The organism is Thalassospira sp. MCCC 1A02491, from assembly GCF_001613785.1.
Lineage (GTDB): Bacteria > Pseudomonadota > Alphaproteobacteria > Rhodospirillales > Thalassospiraceae > Thalassospira > Thalassospira povalilytica.
Genome location: NZ_LPVX01000029.1, coordinates 18,014 through 32,917, shown reverse-complemented (window position 1 = coordinate 32,917; position 14,904 = coordinate 18,014). Strand labels below are relative to the sequence as shown.

Here is a 14,904-nt window from a genome sequence, read left to right as displayed (position 1 = left end):
TCAATCCCTCTCAACAGGCCCCTCTCAGGCCGCGATCCGTGCGCGATATTCCTTGATCCGACGTTCCATTTCGGGACGGAAATGACGGATAAGGCCCTGAATCGGCCATGCAGCAGCATCGCCAAGCGCACAAATGGTGTGGCCCTCGACCTGTTTGGTCACATCCCACAACAGATCAATTTCATCAAGCGTGGCTTCGCCGCGGACCATGCGTGCCATCATACGCATCATCCAGCCGGTACCTTCACGGCACGGCGTGCACTGGCCACAGCTTTCATGCTTGTAGAATTCCGAAAGACGCGCGATCGCGTAGACAATGTCGGTCGACTTGTCCATGACGATCACAGCAGCCGTCCCAAGACCCGACCCCACTTCACGCAGGCCATCGAAATCCATCAGGACGTCATCGCAAATGTCTTTGGGCATCAACGGAACCGACGAACCACCCGGAATAACCGCCAGAAGGTTGTCCCAACCACCACGGACACCGCCGCAATGCTTTTCGATCAGTTCACGCAGCGGAATGCTCATCGCTTCTTCGACCGTGCACGGCTTTTCGACGTGACCGGAAATGGCGAACAGCTTGGTACCGTGGTTGTTTTCACGGCCAAAGCTTGAGAACCACGAACCGCCGCGACGCAGAATGGTCGGAACCGCTGCGATACTTTCAACGTTGTTCACCGTGGTCGGGCAGCCATAAAGACCGGCATTTGCCGGGAATGGCGGCTTGAGACGCGGCTGACCTTTTTTACCTTCGATACTTTCGATCAGGGCGGTTTCTTCGCCACAGATGTAAGCACCGGCACCAAGATGCAGGTAAAGGTCAAAGTCCCAACCCGAACCACATGCGTTTTTACCGATCAGACCGGCATCATATGCCTCGTCAATCGCACGCTGAAGGTTGGAGGCCTCGTGATAGAACTCACCACGAATATAGATGTAAGCTGCATGTGCATTCATCGCAAAGCTGGCAAGAAGGCAACCTTCGACCAGGGTATGCGGGTCATTGCGCATGATTTCGCGGTCTTTACAGGTGCCCGGTTCGCCTTCGTCGGCATTGACGACGAGGTAGCTTGGGCGACCATCGGATTCCTTGGGCATGAACGACCATTTCAGGCCGGTCGGGAAGCCTGCGCCCCCGCGACCACGCATACCGGATGCTTTCATCTCGTCGATGATCCAGTCGCGGCCTTTTTCGATCAACGCCTTGGTACCATCCCAGTTACCACGGGATTGCGCGCCCTTAAGGCCGAAATCCTGGAAACCGTACAGGTTGGTAAAGATACGATCCTTATCCTGCAGCATATCAGGCGTCCCCTTCGCTTGCATCAGCATCCTGCGGAGCTGCGCCGCAGCCACAGAATGCCTTCAGAACCTTCGGACCGCCCATCGGTTCGCAACCTTTACGGCCGCTCTGCGGACCGGCTTTCGGCTTCTCGCCCTTTTTAAGGGCATCAAGGATCGCCTTGGTCGTTTCCGGGGTCAGGTCTTCGTAGTAATCGTCGTTGATCTGCATCATCGGTGCGTTGACACATGCGCCAAGGCATTCGACTTCGATCATGGTGAACTGACCGTCTTCGGTCGTTTCACCAACACCGATGCCAAGTTCCTTTTTGCAGGTATCGACAACGTCGGCAGAACCGCGAAGCCAGCACGGCGTCGTGGTGCAAACCTGGATGAAGTTCTTGCCCACTGGGGCAAGGTTATACATCGTATAGAAGGTTGCGACCTCGTAGACGCGAATGGCCGGCATTTCGAGCATGTCGGCAATGTAATCCATTGCGACGGTCGGAACCCAGTTACCTTCGGTCTGACGCTGTGCCAGATCAAGCAGCGGCATGACCGCGCTCTGCTGGCGGCCTTCCGGGTACTTGGCGATGATCTTCTTTGCCTTTTCCAGATTTTCCGGAGTGAAAGCAAAGCTGACAGGTTGAAGCTCTTTCGGAGCTGGTCTTCTCAAATGGCTCATCGGTCAATCTCACCGAACACGATATCTAGCGACCCGATATTGGCAACGACGTCGGCCAGCATGTGACCTTTGGACATGAAGTCGATACCCTGAAGGTGCGGGAACCCGGGTGCGCGAATTTTGCAGCGATACGGACGGTTCGAGCCATCCGAAACAAGATACACACCAAACTCGCCCTTCGGTGCCTCGACCGCGGCATAGCATTCGCCAGCCGGAACGTGGAAACCTTCGGTAAAGAGTTTGAAGTGATGGATCAGGGCTTCCATCGAACGCTTCATTTCGGCGCGCGACGGCGGTGCCACTTTGTTATTTTCAACAATAACAGGACCATCAGGCATATTCTTGATGGCCTGCTTGATGATTTTCAGCGACTGCCACATTTCTTCAAAGCGGACAAGGAAGCGGTCATAGCAGTCGCCGTTCTTGCCTACCGGAATGTCGAAGTCGAAATCTTCGTATGAATCATAGGGCTGCGATTTACGCAGATCCCATGCCAGACCCGATGCACGGATGTTCGGGCCGGTAAAGCCCCAGTCAAGGGCCTCTTCCGCGCTGACGGTACCGATATCAACCGTACGCTGTTTGAAGATACGGTTGCCGGTCAGAACGCGGTCAAAGTCCTTGAGGAACACGTCATACTGATCGGCCCAGGCATCAATGTCTTCAAGAAGACCAGCCGGCAGATCGGCCGCAACACCGCCCGGACGGAAATAGTTGGCGTGAAGACGGGCGCCACAGGCGCGCTCATAGAATTCCATGAGCTTTTCACGTTCTTCAAAGCCCCACAGAAGCGGGGTCATCGCACCAACGTCCAGTGCGAACGCGGTCAGGTTCAGAATGTGGTTCAGAATACGACCGATTTCCGCATAGAGAACACGGATATACTGACCACGTTTGGGAACCTCGATCCCCATAAGCTTCTCGATGGCCAGGCAATATGCATGTTCCTGGTTCATCGGCGCGACATAGTCGAGACGGTCGAAATACGGGGTCGCCTGAATATAGCTCTTATATTCGATCAGCTTTTCCGTACCACGATGCAGAAGACCAATATGCGGGTCCGAACGTTCGACGACTTCGCCGTCCATTTCCAGAACCAAACGCAGAACGCCGTGCGCCGCAGGGTGCTGCGGGCCGAAGTTCATGGTCATATTTTTGATTTTTTGTTCGGACATCAGGCGTTGCCCTCCGCCTTTTCATCACCCGGAAGAACATGCTGGATGCCTTCCCACGGGCTTTCGAAATCGAAATTACGGAAATCCTGAACCAGTTTTACCGGCTCGTAGACAACGCGCTTCTGCTCATCATCGTAACGAACTTCAACATAACCGGTCAGCGGGAAATCCTTGCGCAGCGGATGACCTTCGAAACCGTAGTCGGTCAGAATACGGCGGGGATCCGGATGGTCGGCAAAGAAGATACCGTACATGTCCCATGCTTCGCGCTCGAACCAGTCGGCGGCGCTGAAAACAGGTACACAGCTCGGTACCGGGGTTTCTTCGTCGGTGCGGACCTTTACGCGGATACGCAGGTTATGTTTGAGCGACAGCAGGTGATACACAACATCAAAACGCTCCGGGCGTTCCGGGTAATCTGCACCACAAACGTCGATAAGCTGCTTGAACAAGCAGCCGGTATCATCCCGAAGGAAGGTCAGAACTTTAAGAATATCATCGCGCTTTGCGACGATGGTCAGCTCGCCGTAACGAATCTCGCTTTCGAGGATTTCGTTGGCCAGCTGGGACACCACAAGATCTTTAAGATCATTCAATGCGGCGCTGTTATCGCTGAGCAGTTCGCTCATGCAAGCCCCCTATTACGGATCAGCGTGTCAGGACACCAGTACGGCGGATTTTCTTTTGCAGCTGCAATATGCCGTAGATCAGCGCTTCGGCTGTCGGCGGGCAACCCGGTACATATACGTCAACCGGGACAACGCGATCACAACCGCGCACCACCGAATAGGAATAGTGATAGTAACCGCCGCCATTGGCGCACGAACCCATCGAAATAACCCAGCGCGGTTCTGCCATCTGGTCATAGACCTTACGCAGTGCCGGGGCCATCTTGTTGGTAAGCGTACCAGCAACGATCATCACGTCTGACTGACGCGGGCTTGGGCGGAACACCAGACCGTAACGGTCAAGGTCGTAACGCGACGCAGCCGAATGCATCATTTCAACAGCACAGCAGGCAAGACCGAACGTCATCGGCCAAAGGGAACCGGTGCTTGCCCAGCTTGCCAGCTTGTCGAGATTGGCAAGGACAAAGCCCTTGTCATTCATCTCGTCAAACACGCCCTTAAGCAGTGCATCCTGATCCGTACCGGGTGCCAGGGGTGCGCCTGTATTGGTGCTCACTCCCATTCCAAAGCTCCCTTCTTCCATTCATAGATAAATCCGACCGTCAGAACAGCCAGGAAGATCACCATCGATACAAAGCCGAAAGTCCCGATATCACCGAGGGCAACAGCCCACGGGAACAGGAAGGCGACTTCGAGGTCGAAAATAATGAACAAGATTGCGACCAGATAGAACCGGACGTCGAACTTGATACGCGCATCTTCAAACGGCGCGAACCCGCACTCGTATGCGGACAGTTTTTCAACATCCGGTGCCTGCTTGGCAAGAACCAGCGACGCGATGACGATTACCGCCGAAAGACCGACGGCGATCCCGATGAATACCAGGATCGGAAGATATTCCGAAAGAAGCTCTTGCATCTCTCTGACCTCTCAAGAACAGGCCTTGTGACCCGACCAGGTCCCCACCTGGCCCATTACGGCGCACCATAACGTATGCACCGCACAAGTTCCAGTCCTCAAGCAGGATTAAGCTGCTCTAAGACCGGAAACTTTCTAATCTTTTTACCGTTTACTACCGTCCGATATCGGGGCGCATGTCGAGATGATCAAGACCCTGCCCTGCGATGCAGTGTAAGCAACACATGAAAAGGCGATCGCGGAAAAGACGAAACGCCCGACAAAAGACAACAGATGATGGGTCATGGCGCGAGCGACGGGACTTGAACCCGCGGCCTCCGGCGTGACAGGCCGGCGCTCTAACCAACTGAGCTACGCCCGCAAAATGACCATCAATCGGCGGGCCTTTGTTAGACCACCCCCCAAACCAAGTCAAGCAGCTAGCAGTGTTTTCAACCCTTTCGACAATTGCGCCAGTCAACATCACCCGCTGAAAGGCAATTTCGGCCCGATTTTGTACCGATTTCACCCATTATGTACATTTTGCACATCAAGGTGCGGTCGGTCTTTGCAAAGACGCGCCGGCTTTTATAGAATTGTTGACAAATTCCCCCTATCTTACGGTGCGATAGGGGCACGTTCTTGCATTGTCGGTTCAATGAAAGACAGAGTCATTACGACGGAGAAGACCACCCGTGGGGCGCGTTAAAGAAGAATACAGATCACTGGCCGGACCGGAAAAGGCAGCGATTCTCATGCTTGCTCTTGGGGAAGAGCACGCGACCAAGATGTTCAGCATGATGGATGACGAGGAAATCAAAGAGATTTCCCAAACCATGTCCGGGCTTGGCACCATCAGCGCCAACATCGTTGAACGTCTGTTTGTTGAATTTGCCGACCAGCTGTCATCGACCGGCTCTCTTGTCGGTTCGTTTGACACGACCGAACGACTGCTGTCGAAAGTTCTTCCCGAAGACCGCGTCAACGGCATCATGGAAGAAATCCGCGGTCCGGCGGGCCGCACCATGTGGGACAAGCTGAATAACGTCAACGAAGCGGTCCTTGCCAACTATCTGAAAAACGAATACCCGCAGACCGTCGGCGTGGTTCTGTCAAAACTCAAGCCGGGTCACTCGGCTTCCGTGTTGTCGTTGCTGCCTGAAAACTTTTCGATGGAAGTCATCATGCGTATGTTGCGCATGGAAGCTGTCCAGAAAGAAGTTCTTGATAATATTGAAAAAACCCTGCGTACCGAGTTCATGTCGAACCTTGCGCGTGGATCGCGCGGCGACAACCACGAACTGATGGCAGATATCTTCAACAGCCTTGACCGTCAGAGCCAGGATCGCTTCCTGACCGCACTTGAAGAACGCAACCGTGACTCGGCCGAGAAGATCAAGGCCCTTATGTTCACCTTCGAGGATCTTGCCCGTCTCGACAATAACGGCGTTCAGACCCTTCTGCGTCAGGTCGAAAAAGACAAACTTGCCTTGGCGCTTAAAGGCTCCACCGATCAGATGCGCGACCTGTTCTTCAAGAACATGTCCGAACGTGCCGGCAAGATGATGAAAGAAGACATGGATGCGCTTGGCCCGGTCCGCCTGTCCGATGTCGAAGAATCGCAGATGATGATTGTCCAGCTGGCCAAGGAACTTGCTGCACAGGGCCAGATCGTCATTTCCGAAGGCAGTGGCGAAGACGAAATGGTCTACTAAATCGCCAGCACGGCATGACGACCATCCAAATTCAAAGGGACAGCAAAAGCTGTCCCTTTTTTCATGTGCCGTCTTGATCCCTGCCCTAACCGACAATCACATTGGGGACGGGATCGGTGATTGACCTGATTTCCCAGCGTAGCCGGTTCTGGCCGCCCACTTCCTTGAACTCGGCGGCGTTGTGGCTGCGGATCCCCGCTGTGGTCCGGAACTCGATCTTGCCGGTCATCTGATAACCCAGCGCATTCAGACGGTCCTGATACTGATCGGGAACAAAGCCGCCGCGAATTTCGACAGTATTACGATCCTTGTGAAAGAACATCTCAAGGATGCGGGACTGCCGACGCACAAACACGAAGCTTTTTTCGCGTATGATATTGCCGCGACGCTCATAAACCATGTTGAAGACGCCCCGACCGTTATAGGTCAGCTGACGCACACCCGAATCGCGTTTCAGATCGGCAAGAACCTTGGCGACCTTTTCCTTTTCACCGGCTTCATCAAGACTGTTGTCCAACAGCCCTTGGGTAATGTTTGGCTGCACCAGTAGCCCGCGATAGCTCAGACGATAGTCACCATTACGTTCCATCGAAATGTCGATATTGAAGGATTCCGGCAGATAGCAACTTGCCAGAACCAACGGCAGAAACAGCACAAACATCAAACGGCGAAGTCGTCTGACAAGGTTTGAAACGCGTTCAGCCGGGGAAGCATTCATGGTGCAGGTTCCGATTCTTTTATCCAGTGGCTGGTGCCTTGCTGTTAACACTGCCCGGCAGATGCCCAAGCGTCAACTTTTACAGATATTTACCACACCATCTCAATGGGACGGATCACACCTGTCAGCCACCCACAAACCCGGATGCCGAAAACAACGGCCGTCAACCGCTGCACAAACCCGCAACAGAGCCCCGTTGCACACGCAGCAATCCACTTTGTCATGACACAGCATATGCGCCACACAGGGCCTTTTCGCACCCTGTAACGCAGCGCAAAATCACCCCGCATGCAAACGCGCAGATGGCGATCTTGATTTCATGTTTATTAGGGGAAAACCGGCAAAGAAAAAAGGCAGCCTTTAGGGCTGCCTTTTTCATGGTGGGTGATGAGAGATTCGAACTCCCGACCCTCTCGGTGTAAACGAGATGCTCTAACCAGCTGAGCTAATCACCCGTTGCGTATCCGCCCTGTTTTCTGCGGAAGCGGGCGGAACTTACCATGGTTTTTTCAAAAAGCAATGCCCTGATTGCAGAAAAATGTAACTTCTATTTCAAGGGTATTTATCCACGGCAACTGGTCAACCTGAACCCGCCAAAATTCCCCGTAAACATCACTGAACGTCCGATAATTTCGGCAAAGCAATGCCGTGCAAGATTTCGCAGTGATTCGGAAATGATTCGACCAGATTCGCAATCCGGCCAGATACGAAAAAAGGCAGCCTTTAGGGCTGCCTTCTTCATGGTGGGTGATGAGAGATTCGAACTCCCGACCCTCTCGGTGTAAACGAGATGCTCTAACCAGCTGAGCTAATCACCCATTTGTTTCCGCGCTGTTTCCTGCAGAAGCGGGGCGGAACATAACACGGTTTTTACAAAAAGCAATGCCGGTGACGTGTGTCACCGGCATTTTTTCTAAGAACTTCGTCAAACTTAGTTGACGGCATCCTTAAGGCCTTTGCCAGCCTTGAACTTCGGCTGTTTCGATGCCGGGATGTCGATTTCTTCACCGGTGCGCGGGTTGCGACCTTTTGAAGCAGCGCGAGCAGCGACAGCGAAGGTACCGAAACCAACCAGACGAACTTCGTCGCCGGATTTCAGAGAATCGGTGATGGAATCGAAAACAGCGTCAACCGCTTTAGCAGCGTCAGCTTTGGACAGATCAGCTTTAGCAGCTACACTTCCAACGAGATCGTTTTTATTCACTTCCTGGCCCCCTTGTTTGGACGTTCGGAGTTATGAGGAAATTTGGTTTGCCCCAAACCTGTTGCATGGGCAGTGTAAGCAGGTAGCAAACAGCTCGTCAATGCGAGAGACGCAGTTTTCTGCGGTTTTTGACGTTTTTTTCCTTTTTTTGCGCTTTACACCAATCTCGACATGGCCCTTCGCCGATTCTTGGGCAAAGTTATCCACAGAAAAAGGGGAGCGACATGGTCGCTCCCCTTGTTTTCTGCCGGTTGTAACGAACCTTAATGAGTCGTCACACCGCCGATCTCCGATTCTTCACCGTCCTTTGATTTGACGGCAACATCATCATCGGGCTCTTCCCACTCGATCGGGACCAGCGGATTGACCAAAGCATGGCTCAGAACTTCGTCAACATGGGACACCGGAATGATTTCCATGCCACGTTTGACGTTGTCCGGAATCTCTTCGAGATCCTTTTCATTCTCCTGCGGGATCAGAACGGTTTTCACCCCGCCCCGCAATGCCGCGAGAAGTTTCTCCTTCAGACCGCCGATCGCCAGAACACGGCCACGCAGCGTAACTTCGCCGGTCATTGCCACATCCTTGCGCACCGGATTTCCGGTCAGAACCGAAACAACCGAGGTCACCATGCCCACGCCGGCTGACGGGCCGTCTTTCGGGGTCGCACCTTCGGGCACGTGAACGTGAATGTCGCGTTTCTGGAACAGGGTCGGCTTGATGCCGAATTCCGTTGCACGCGACCGCACGAACGACGTTGCCGCCTGGATCGATTCCGTCATGACTTCACCGAGCTTGCCGGTGGTTTTCATGTTGCCCTTGCCCGGGACGGTAACGGCTTCGATCTGAAGCAGATCACCACCGAATTCCGTATAGGCAAGACCGGTAACAACACCGACCTGATCTTCACCCTCGGTCTCGCCATAGCGGAACTTGCGGATACCGGCATATTTGCCAAGCGTCCGCGGCGTCACACGCACGGTCTTGATATTTTCAAGCATGATGCGTTTGGTCGCCTTACGCGCCAGACGGGCCAGTTCGCGTTCAAGGTTACGCACACCGGCTTCGCGGGTATAGAAGCGGATCAGATCACGAAGCGCTTCGTCAGAAATGCTCCATTCACCTTTGCGCAGACCATTATCCTTGATCTGTTTCGGGATCAGGTGACGTTTGGCGATTTCGACTTTCTCGTCTTCGGTGTAACCGGAGATCCGGATGATCTCCATACGGTCGAGCAGCGGCTGCTGCATGCGAAGCGAGTTGGCCGTGGTCACGAACATCACATCCGAAAGATCGTAATCGACTTCAAGATAGTGGTCGTTAAAGGTCGAGTTCTGTTCCGGATCAAGCACCTCAAGCAGGGCCGATGCCGGGTCGCCACGGAAATCCGAACCCATTTTTTCGATCTCGTCGAGAAGGAACAACGGGTTGGAATATTTCGCCTTTTTCATGCCCTGGACAATCTTGCCCGGCATGGAACCGATATAGGTCCGGCGATGACCGCGGATTTCGGATTCGTCGCGCACACCACCAAGCGACATGCGGATAAAGCTGCGGCCCGTGGCATTGGCCATCGATTTACCAAGCGAGGTCTTACCAACACCCGGAGGACCAACAAGGCACAGGATCGGGCCTTTGACTTTTTTGGTACGCGCCTGCACCGCAAGATATTCAAGGATGCGTTCCTTGACCTTCTCAAGACCGTAATGTTCCTTATCAAGGACCTTCTTGGCCTTTTTCAGATCATGGGAAACACGCGAACGCTTGTTCCACGGAATCGACACCATCCAGTCAAGATAGTTGCGCACCACGGTGGCTTCTGCCGACATCGGGCTCATATTGCGCAGTTTCTTGAGTTCTGCCTGGGCCTTTTCCTTTGCCTCTTTGGGCATCTTGGCCTTGTTCAGCTTCTCTTCGATTTCAGAAGCTTCATCCTTGCCGTCTTCGCCTTCGCCAAGTTCTTTCTGAATGGCTTTAAGCTGCTCATTCAAATAGTACTCGCGCTGGGTTTTCTCCATCTGGCGTTTGACGCGATTACGGATTTTCTTTTCGACCTGCAACACGCCGATTTCGGATTCCATGAAACCGAAAATACGCTCAAGACGATCGCCAACCAGCTTGGTTTCCAGCAATTCCTGCTTTTCGGAAATCTTCAATGACAGATGGGATGCCACCGTGTCAGCAAGCTTTGCCGGTTCTTCGATCTGATTGACCGAAACCAGGACTTCTGGCGGAATTTTTTTGTTGAGTTTGATGTACTGTTCGAACTGTGTGACCACAGAACGTGCCAATGCCTCAAGTTCGCTGTCATCTTCGTCAGCGTCCTCGCGCACGGCACCATAAGCCTGGAAGAAGTCCGGGTTATCGACATAACCGGAAATCTCGGCACGCTTGCCGCCTTCGACCAGCACCTTGACGGTGCCGTCCGGCAGCTTGAGAAGCTGCAAGACAGTTGCGACAGTACCAACTTCATAGAGATCTTCGACGGCCGGGTCATCAAGACCAGCGTCCTTCTGGGTAACAAGCAGGATCTGCTTGTCTTCGCGCATCACATCTTCGAGTGCACGCACCGATTTCTCGCGTCCGACAAAAAGCGGAACAATCATGTGCGGGAACACGACAATGTCGCGCAACGGCAGCACCGGGTAAATTTCGCCACGCGCCAATTCGACCATTATGTTCTATTCCCTACTCTGAGCCAAAAACGTTGCTGGGGTCCTGCCATAGGCCCCGCCAGTAACGCGAACATTTCTTAGATAAGCTGAAATTCCCGCACCGCAATGGATGCCGGTGCGGGATTTAAGATCAGGCGGTATTTTCGACACCTTCATGGCGCTCCGAATGGATCAGCAACGGTTTTGCCTTTCCTTCGACAACGTCATTATTGATGACGATTTCCTCGACACTTTCCATGGTCGGCAGATCGAACATGGTATCAAGCAGGATGCCTTCCATGATCGAGCGCAGGCCACGTGCACCGGTCTTGCGTTCGATTGCCTTGTCGGCAATCGCCTTGAGCGCGTCCGGCTGGAAGGTGAGCTTCACGTCTTCCATGTCAAACAGGCGCTGATACTGCTTGATCAGCGCGTTTTTCGGCTCGGTCAGGATTTTGACCAGAGCATCATTGTCGAGGTCCTCAAGCGTTGCCAGAACCGGCAGACGACCGATGAATTCCGGGATCAGACCGAACTTCAGAAGATCTTCCGGTTCGACTTCACGCAGAACTTCACCCGTACGGCGGTCATCGGGGCTGCGAACATCGGCACCAAAGCCGATTGCGCTGCCCTTGCCACGCTGTGAAATCACCTTATCCAGGCCGGCGAACGCGCCACCGACGATGAACAGGATGTTGGTGGTGTCGACCTGCAGGAATTCCTGTTGCGGATGCTTGCGGCCGCCCTGCGGCGGAACCGATGCAACAGTGCCTTCCATGATCTTGAGCAATGCCTGCTGCACACCCTCGCCCGAGACATCGCGCGTGATCGACGGGTTGTCGGATTTACGCGAAATCTTGTCGACCTCGTCAATATAGACGATGCCGCGCTGGGCGCGCTCGACATTGTAATCCGCAGCCTGCAGCAGCTTGAGAATGATGTTCTCGACATCTTCACCCACATAACCGGCTTCGGTCAGGGTGGTGGCATCCGCCATGGTGAAGGGCACATCAAGAATACGGGCCAGGGTCTGGGCCAGAAGCGTTTTACCGCAACCGGTCGGACCGACCAGCATGATGTTGGACTTCGCCAGTTCGATGTCTTCATTCTTGCTGGCGTGATGCAGGCGTTTGTAATGGTTGTGAACCGCGACCGAGAGAACTTTTTTCGCATGGCCCTGACCGATGACATAGTCATCAAGGACCTTGCAAATCTCTTGCGGAGAAGGCACCCCGTCTGCCGATTTGACGAGATGGGTTTTATGCTCTTCGCGGATGATGTCCATGCAAAGCTCTACGCACTCATCACAGATGAATACGGTTGGACCGGCGATGAGCTTGCGAACCTCGTGCTGGCTCTTTCCACAGAAAGAACAGTACAGAGTGTTCTTGGAGTCCCCGCTATTCGATTTGCTCATACAAACCCCAATTACGTTTGACGTTATCTTTTATCGCCATGTTAGCCGGTAAACGATACCGATCTCAACGTTTAATCTGCGCTTTTCGACGTTATGGCGTCATGTTTGATATGGGTCCGCCATCGTGGTTGCGAAACCCCTTGCATTAATCACCCGAACGTTCGAGCGACCCACAAGTTCCAGACATCGGCCTGTCGCACGCGCTAATTACCTGTCTATGACTTAAAACTGCCATGAGGCAAGACATAAAAAAACGCCCCGGCCATTGACCGGGGCGTATTCACCGATTGCGATATGGCAATCAGTCTTTCTTTTCATCGCCTTCCGGCTTCGGACGCGAGGTCACCACTTCGTCGATCAGACCGAATTCCTTGGCCTGATCCGGGGTGAGGAAGTTGTCACGCTCCATCGCATCTTCAATCGTCTTGAGATCACGGCCGGTATGTTCGACATAAATCTCGTTAAGACGCTGACGCAGTGCCAAGATTTCACGGGCATGGATTTCGATATCCGATGCCTGGCCCTGGAAACCGCCGGACGGCTGGTGGATCATGACGCGTGCATTCGGCAGGCAATAACGCTTGCCCTTTGCACCGGCCATCAGAAGAAGCGATCCCATGGATGCCGCCTGCCCCATGCACACCGTCGAAACATCGCAACGGATGTATTGCATGGTGTCATAGATGGCGAGACCCGAGGTCACAACACCGCCCGGAGAGTTGATGTAAAGCGAAATATCCTTGTCCGGATTTTCCGATTCGAGATGCAGGAGCTGCGCACAGATCAGCGACGACATGCCGTCATGGACCTGGCCGTTGATGAAAACGATACGCTCCTTGAGCAAACGCGAAAAGATGTCGTAGGCACGCTCGCCCCGGCTGGTCTGTTCAACCACCATCGGTACAAGCGAATTCATCTGTTCTCTAATCATCAACTGCAACTCCCTGCATTATCCTAAACCGTGTCCGGTCGGATTACTTCTCGTCGGATTTGTCAGCTGCTTTTTTCTTCGCAGCCGGCTTCTTGGCAGCAGCTTTCTTGGCCGGAGCCTTTTTCTCTGCGTCCTTTTTCGCCGGTGCTTTCTTGGCAGCCGATTTCTTCTTCGGAGCTTCGTCTTCCTCTTCCGGCTTCAGAAGTTCTTCGACCGTAACGGTCTTTTCTTCAACCTTGGCGAGTTCGACGATGTAATCCACGACCTTGTCTTCATATACAGGGCCCTGAAGCGCCTGCAAGGCCTGCGGGTTATTTTTATAGAATTCAATAACCTGCTGTTCCTGGCCCGGGTACTTCTGAGCTTCGGCAACGAGGACCTTGTTCACGTCTTCCTGGGTAACCTGGATGTCGTTTGCACGGCCGACTTCTGCCAGCAGAAGACCCAGAAGAACGCGACGTTCTGCGATTTCGCGGAACTCTTCGGTCAGCTCTTCTTCGGACTTGCCTTTGGTTTCGTCATCTTCCTGACCAGCTTCACGGGCCTGTTTGATCTGACCGATGATGCCTTCGAGTTCGTTTTCAACGAGCGAGGTCGGAAGTTCGAAGCTGTGGTTTTCTGCAAGGGCGTCAAGCAGTTCACGCTTCAGCTTCTGACGGGAAACCGATTCGTACTCGCGGCCGTAATCCTTGCGGATCGCGTCCTTGAGGGCTTCGAACGATTCCTGACCGAGTTTTTTGGCCAGTTCGTCATCCAGCTCAGCCGGTTTCTTTTCTTTGATTTCCTTGACGGTTACGTCGAACTCGGCGTCTTTGCCTGCGAGTTCAGCTGCACCGTAAGCTTCCGGGAATTTCACTTTGACGACAACTTCGTCACCAGCGTTCACACCGGTCAGCTGATCTTCGAAACCATCGATGAAGGAGCCCGAACCCAGTTCGAGTTCGTAATCTTCGGCTTTGCCGCCGTCGAATGCTTCACCGTCGATTTTGCCGAGGAAGTCGATGACAACAACGTCGCCTTTTTTCGACTTGCGCTTGCGTGCGAGCGGCTCAGTGGTGCCCTGTGCAGCAGCAATACGCTCAAGCGTTTCGGTAACCTTGGCTTCGTCAAGTTCAACAACTTCACGGGTCAGCTTCAGCTTTTTGAAGTCCATGGCTTCGATTGCCGGGATAACTTCAACAGCGATATCGAACTCGAGATCACCACCTTCGTCGAATTTGGTGACTTCGATTTTCGGCTGAACAGCCGGACGCAGGTCATTGTCGGAAAGAACTTTGCCGGTGTTTTCGTTCACAGCAGCTTCAAGAACTTCACCCATGACGGCCTGGCCATAACGCTGACGCAGGAGTTTCGCCGGAATTTTGCCCGGACGGAAGCCCGGCAGGCGAACCTGGTCTTTGATCTCGTCAAGCTTGGCGACGACTTTTTCTTCGATTTGTGCGGCGGGCACGACGACTTTGAACTCGCGCGCCAGGCCTTCGTTTTTGGTTTCAGTAACCTGCATAGATAACTCTTTTGCTTGGTTCGAATAATGTCCGTTACGCGACGCAGTCCGGACGTCAGAAAGTCAATATGACTAAACGAATATAAAACCT

General features: G+C 53.5%; 13 protein-coding genes and 3 tRNA genes. 1 reads left to right on the top strand and 15 read right to left on the bottom strand.

The features are described 5' to 3' along the window. Positions 1-24: 24 nt before the first annotated feature. From nuoF to AUQ42_RS09805, 7 genes are all read right to left on the bottom strand, one after another. On the bottom strand, positions 25-1,305 hold the full coding sequence (gene nuoF, locus AUQ42_RS09835) for an NADH-quinone oxidoreductase subunit NuoF (protein WP_068518915.1): 1,281 nt from the start codon (positions 1,303-1,305) through the stop codon (positions 25-27). Between the two features lies 1 nt (position 1,306). Then, positions 1,307-1,969: an NADH-quinone oxidoreductase subunit NuoE gene (gene nuoE / locus AUQ42_RS09830; protein WP_068518914.1), complete on the bottom strand. Its 663-nt coding sequence runs from the start codon at positions 1,967-1,969 to the stop codon at positions 1,307-1,309. Then, on the bottom strand, positions 1,966-3,144 hold the full coding sequence (locus AUQ42_RS09825; protein ID WP_068518913.1) for an NADH-quinone oxidoreductase subunit D: 1,179 nt from the start codon (positions 3,142-3,144) through the stop codon (positions 1,966-1,968). Before AUQ42_RS09825 ends, nuoE begins: the two co-directional genes overlap by 4 nt. After that, a complete protein-coding gene (locus tag AUQ42_RS09820) occupies positions 3,144-3,773 on the bottom strand; it encodes an NADH-quinone oxidoreductase subunit C (protein WP_068518912.1) in 630 nt (209 codons plus the stop codon). Before AUQ42_RS09820 ends, AUQ42_RS09825 begins: the two co-directional genes overlap by 1 nt. A gap of 19 nt (positions 3,774-3,792) precedes the next feature. Continuing rightward, the gene (locus AUQ42_RS09815) at positions 3,793-4,335 is read right to left on the bottom strand and encodes an NADH-quinone oxidoreductase subunit B family protein (protein ID WP_068518911.1); all 543 of its coding nucleotides are present in this window, start codon (positions 4,333-4,335) and stop codon (positions 3,793-3,795) included. Next, complete coding sequence (locus tag AUQ42_RS09810) at positions 4,326-4,691, bottom strand: NADH-quinone oxidoreductase subunit A (protein ID WP_068518910.1); 366 nt, start codon at positions 4,689-4,691, stop codon at positions 4,326-4,328. The genes AUQ42_RS09815 and AUQ42_RS09810 overlap by 10 nt, the downstream gene beginning before the upstream one ends. Before the next feature lie 284 nt (positions 4,692-4,975). Continuing rightward, positions 4,976-5,052: transfer RNA gene (locus AUQ42_RS09805), tRNA-Asp, on the bottom strand. A gap of 313 nt (positions 5,053-5,365) precedes the next feature. Here AUQ42_RS09805 and fliG point away from each other — a divergent pair. Beyond that, on the top strand, positions 5,366-6,385 hold the full coding sequence (fliG, locus tag AUQ42_RS09800; protein WP_068518909.1) for a flagellar motor switch protein FliG: 1,020 nt from the start codon (positions 5,366-5,368) through the stop codon (positions 6,383-6,385). An 85-nt stretch (positions 6,386-6,470) separates the two neighbouring features. On the opposite strand, the gene AUQ42_RS09795 is transcribed toward fliG, so the two are convergent. From AUQ42_RS09795 to tig, 8 genes are all read right to left on the bottom strand, one after another. Beyond that, positions 6,471-7,103: a hypothetical protein gene (locus tag AUQ42_RS09795; protein ID WP_231856732.1), complete on the bottom strand. Its 633-nt coding sequence runs from the start codon at positions 7,101-7,103 to the stop codon at positions 6,471-6,473. 378 nt (positions 7,104-7,481) lie between these two features. Continuing rightward, positions 7,482-7,558: transfer RNA gene (locus tag AUQ42_RS09790), tRNA-Val, on the bottom strand. A gap of 286 nt (positions 7,559-7,844) precedes the next feature. Continuing rightward, positions 7,845-7,921 (bottom strand) — tRNA-Val (locus tag AUQ42_RS09785). A gap of 113 nt (positions 7,922-8,034) precedes the next feature. Then, a complete protein-coding gene (locus tag AUQ42_RS09780) occupies positions 8,035-8,307 on the bottom strand; it encodes an HU family DNA-binding protein (protein WP_008891813.1) in 273 nt (90 codons plus the stop codon). A gap of 263 nt (positions 8,308-8,570) precedes the next feature. Beyond that, complete coding sequence (gene lon / locus AUQ42_RS09775; RefSeq protein WP_068518908.1) at positions 8,571-10,982, bottom strand: endopeptidase La; 2,412 nt, start codon at positions 10,980-10,982, stop codon at positions 8,571-8,573. Between the two features lie 130 nt (positions 10,983-11,112). Then, entirely contained in the window at positions 11,113-12,378 is a 1,266-nt protein-coding gene (gene clpX / locus AUQ42_RS09770; protein ID WP_068518907.1) for an ATP-dependent Clp protease ATP-binding subunit ClpX, read from the bottom strand. A 301-nt stretch (positions 12,379-12,679) separates the two neighbouring features. After that, entirely contained in the window at positions 12,680-13,309 is a 630-nt protein-coding gene (gene clpP / locus AUQ42_RS09765) for an ATP-dependent Clp endopeptidase proteolytic subunit ClpP (RefSeq protein ID WP_068518906.1), read from the bottom strand. Between the two features lie 43 nt (positions 13,310-13,352). Further along, positions 13,353-14,813: a trigger factor gene (gene tig / locus AUQ42_RS09760; RefSeq protein ID WP_068518905.1), complete on the bottom strand. Its 1,461-nt coding sequence runs from the start codon at positions 14,811-14,813 to the stop codon at positions 13,353-13,355. Positions 14,814-14,904: the final 91 nt, after the last annotated feature.

Coding starts and splice junctions, on each gene's coding strand:
- AUQ42_RS09820 (WP_068518912.1), bottom strand. CDS start 3,773: ATGAGCGAACTGCTCAGCGATAACAGCGCCGCATTGAATGATCTTAAA.
- clpX (WP_068518907.1), bottom strand. CDS start 12,378: ATGAGCAAATCGAATAGCGGGGACTCCAAGAACACTCTGTACTGTTCT.
- AUQ42_RS09795 (WP_231856732.1), bottom strand. CDS start 7,103: ATGAATGCTTCCCCGGCTGAACGCGTTTCAAACCTTGTCAGACGACTT.
- tig (WP_068518905.1), bottom strand. CDS start 14,813: ATGCAGGTTACTGAAACCAAAAACGAAGGCCTGGCGCGCGAGTTCAAA.
- AUQ42_RS09825 (WP_068518913.1), bottom strand. CDS start 3,144: ATGTCCGAACAAAAAATCAAAAATATGACCATGAACTTCGGCCCGCAG.
- nuoE (WP_068518914.1), bottom strand. CDS start 1,969: ATGAGCCATTTGAGAAGACCAGCTCCGAAAGAGCTTCAACCTGTCAGC.
- AUQ42_RS09815 (WP_068518911.1), bottom strand. CDS start 4,335: ATGGGAGTGAGCACCAATACAGGCGCACCCCTGGCACCCGGTACGGAT.
- nuoF (WP_068518915.1), bottom strand. CDS start 1,305: ATGCTGCAGGATAAGGATCGTATCTTTACCAACCTGTACGGTTTCCAG.
- lon (WP_068518908.1), bottom strand. CDS start 10,982: ATGGTCGAATTGGCGCGTGGCGAAATTTACCCGGTGCTGCCGTTGCGC.
- clpP (WP_068518906.1), bottom strand. CDS start 13,309: ATGATTAGAGAACAGATGAATTCGCTTGTACCGATGGTGGTTGAACAG.
- AUQ42_RS09810 (WP_068518910.1), bottom strand. CDS start 4,691: ATGCAAGAGCTTCTTTCGGAATATCTTCCGATCCTGGTATTCATCGGG.